Source organism: Microcystis sp. M179S2 (assembly GCF_020245805.1).
In the GTDB taxonomy this organism is placed as follows: domain Bacteria; phylum Cyanobacteriota; class Cyanobacteriia; order Cyanobacteriales; family Microcystaceae; genus Microcystis; species Microcystis aeruginosa.
The window spans coordinates 1-3,492 of the sequence record NZ_JADBUE010000066.1 but is presented as its reverse complement, the minus strand read 5'-3'; the positions used below and the strand labels follow the sequence as shown (position 1 = coordinate 3,492).

Sequence of the window (3,492 nt, the reverse complement as noted above, 5' to 3'; positions counted from 1 at the left end):
TAAATCCTTATCTGGCAAGAGACTTAATTGATTAGTTCGCTCTAGATAAAAAATAATTGACAAAAATCGCCAAATGCCTTTCTATATAAGGGTTCCATCCCTTATAACCCCCGTCCATTGCATAACAAAAACCGAAGAACCAAATACTCCCTTCTCCCTAATTCATAATTCCCACTTCCCCATCTCCTGTCTCCTGTCTCCTGTCTCCTGTCTCCCGTCTCCGAGTCTCCTCTAAAAAATATGGAAGTACAATTTCGCGAATTTAATCCTTTTGATGTCTGGTTTTGGCTGGAATTTTCGACGGTTCCCTCGAATATGGAACAGCAATATGTAGAAGAAGTTTTTGCCTCTTGGTTTTATTTGGGTAAATTAGGAGCTTTCAATGCCGAAAACCTACAGGTACAGGAGGTGGGAGTCGATATTAGTTATATGGAATACGATCCAGATATGGCCGAAAATGCCTTTATGTCACCGATGCACAATATGACCGATTTTGAATACTTAGGTACTTGGGGACGTTGTTGGTTTGACCTTGGTACTAGCGATCTTATTGCTTTAGATATTTTAATCAATGCCTTGACCCAATTAAGTAAGGATTTTGTCGATATTAAACGTTTAATTATCGGTGGAGAAAATCAAGATTGGACGGTTAGCGATCGCAGTAATTATCTCTTTAGCGAATAATTAGGGTTTAGTGAAAAAGTTTCTTGGTGGGGTCAGAATTCTCCGAGTCAGGAGTTTATTTTTATTTATTTATTCTCCCCACACCCTACACCCCACACCCCACACCCCACACCCCACACCCCACACCCCACTTCCCCACTTCCCCACTTCCCCACACCCCACTTAAAAACATCTATGCTTAATCTCGTCTCCCTTCCAGAAATTCCCGCCGCTGCTTGGAAACGTCCTCTAGGCAAAGGTTGGGAAAAACCCTACAGCGTCCGCTACGCCAGCAATTTAGATGATGGTCCTTGGCATGGGATGCCTCTGGGGGGATTTGGGGCCGGTTGCATCGGACGTTCCCCCAAAGGTGACTTTAATCTCTGGCATCTGGACGGTGGTGAACACAGTTTTAATAGCCTTGCCGCCTGTCAATTTAGCATTTTTGAACAAACAGAAGACGGAAGCGCCCAAGCCTACGCTATGGCGACGGAAAGCCCGACGGATGGAACATTATCGCGCTGGTCGTGGTATCCAGCCGAAAAGGGAACATATTCTGCCCTTTATCCCCGCAGTTGGTACGAGTACAAAGATGTTTTTCAGACTCAATTAATTTGCGAACAATTCTCACCGGTTTGGGCGCATAATTATCAAGAAAGTAGTTATCCTATAGCCCTATTTGAATGGACGGTTCATAATCCCACCGATAAACCGATTACTATTAGTATTATGCTGACTTGGCAAAATACAATCGGTTGGTTTACTAACGCGATTAAATCCCCAGTGGTTAAGGTGAGAGATGATGGTAGTCCCGTCTATGAATATCAATCAAAATGGGGGGAAAGTGAGGGTAATTATAATCAATGGATTGTCGATAATTTCCGCGTTGGCTGTCTAATGGGTCGAGATTACGAAAACCCCGGGGAAGGGGATGGACAGATGGCGATTGCTAGTATCACTAATCCGAGTCTAGAGGTATTTTATCTGGGTAAATGGAACCCTGCGGGCGATGGGGGCGAAGTTTGGGACTATTTCGCCATGAATGGCTCTTTACCGGATATTGAGGACGAAACCCCCGCCCAAAAAGGGGAAGAAACGGCCACGGCCATGGCGATTCGTTTTACCATTCGTCCGGGGAAAACTCGCAAAATTCCTTTTATTTTGGCTTGGGATTTACCAGTCACCGAATTTGCCCAAGGAATTAACTATTATCGTCGTTATACGGACTTTTTCGGTCGCAATGGTCAAAATGCTTGGGCGATGGTACGCACGGCTTTAAAACACGGCGATACATGGCGAGAAAATATTATTAACTGGCAACAACCGATCCTAGAACGCACCGATCTGGCCGATTGGTTTAAAATGGCTTTATTTAACGAATTATACCTCCTAACTGACGGCGGCACTCTCTGGACGGCAGCCACCGAACAGGATCCTATCGGTCAATTTGGGGTCTTAGAATGTATTGATTATCGTTGGTATGAAAGTCTTGATGTGCGTCTCTATGGTTCCTTTGGGTTACTGATGTTATGGCCGCGCTTAGAAAAGGCTGTGATGGAAGCTTTTGCCAGGGCAATTCCCAGCAGTGACGATACTCCTCGGATTATCGGTTATAATCAAGCTAGTGCCATTCGTAAGGCTAAAAATGCCACTCCCCACGATTTAGGTGCGCCCAATGAACACCCTTGGCAAAAGAGTAATTACACCAGTTATCAAGATTGTAATCTCTGGAAAGATTTAGGCAGTGATTTTGTTTTATTAGTCTATCGGGATTATTTATTAACGGGTGCTAAAGATGAGGATTTTCTGCGGGAATGTTGGCCGTCAATTGTCCTGACTTTGCAATATTTAAAAACTTTTGACCTTGATAACGATGGCATCCCCGAAAATTCCGGCGCACCAGACCAAACCTTTGATGATTGGCGTTTACAGGGAATTAGTGCCTATTGTGGTGGTTTGTGGATAGCAGCCCTAGAAGCGACGCTTAAAATTGGCGAAATCATTGGAGAAGATACGGCAATTTTTGCCAGTTGGTTGCAGCAATCTCGCGCTATTTATCATCAGACTCTCTGGAATGGAGAATATTATAATTTGGATAGTGGCAGTGGTTCCGATGTGGTGATGACCGACCAATTATGCGGTCAATTTTATGCCCGTTTATTGGCTTTACCAGATGTGGTAGAAAATCAATACACGCAATCAGCTTTAAGTAAGATTTATCAGGCTTGTTTTCTCAAGTTTCATGGGGGAAAATTTGGGGCGGCAAATGGGTTAAAACCCGATGGTACTCCCGAAAATCCCCAGGCAACTCATCCCTTGGAAGTTTGGGTAGGAATTAATTTTGGGTTGGTGGCTTTTTTACTGCAAATGGGAATGGAAAAGCAAGGATGGCAAATTACGGAGGCGGTGGTACAACAAATTTATGAAAATGGCCTACAATTTCGCACCCCGGAAGCAATAACATCGGTGGGAACTTTTCGCGCCTGTCATTATTTACGCGCCATGGCTATCTGGGCTATCTATGGGGTTTTGACGGAATTTCAGGGATAAAACAGGATTATCGCCATCTAACTGGCGATCTGGTTTTACCTAGTAAATCACTGTAATACTAAATCTGGTTATTAAAAACTGATTATTTATTCCCCCTTTTGCATGAGTGCCTCTCCTGATAAGTAGCCTATACTCAACGGATTTAGGATTATACCAATTCTCTAAATACCAACTACAGATAGAGCATCCAGGATATAACCTCGTCCAACAATTGAAGCAATTACCTCTTTGTTCATTTCTTTGAGTCGTTGACCAATTAACAAACGTAATTCCTCTAAG

General features: G+C 43.6%; 2 protein-coding genes. Both read left to right on the top strand.

Annotated elements, in window-relative coordinates; genetic code table 11:
• Positions 1 to 240 precede the first annotated feature (240 nt).
• Complete coding sequence (locus IM500_RS03585) at positions 241 to 684, top strand: DUF3531 family protein (RefSeq protein ID WP_012264377.1); 444 nt, start codon at positions 241 to 243, stop codon at positions 682 to 684.
• A gap of 174 nt (positions 685 to 858) precedes the next feature.
• Positions 859 to 3,213, top strand: coding sequence for a GH116 family glycosyl hydrolase (locus IM500_RS03580; protein WP_190720134.1), 2,355 nt, complete (start codon positions 859 to 861; stop codon positions 3,211 to 3,213).
• Positions 3,214 to 3,492 lie beyond the last annotated feature (279 nt).

What these genes read in the sequence shown, in the direction of transcription:
- IM500_RS03585 (WP_012264377.1), top strand. Translation starts at nt 241, where the DNA reads ATGGAAGTACAATTTCGCGAATTTAATCCTTTTGATGTCTGGTTTTGG.
- IM500_RS03580 (WP_190720134.1), top strand. Translation starts at nt 859, where the DNA reads ATGCTTAATCTCGTCTCCCTTCCAGAAATTCCCGCCGCTGCTTGGAAA.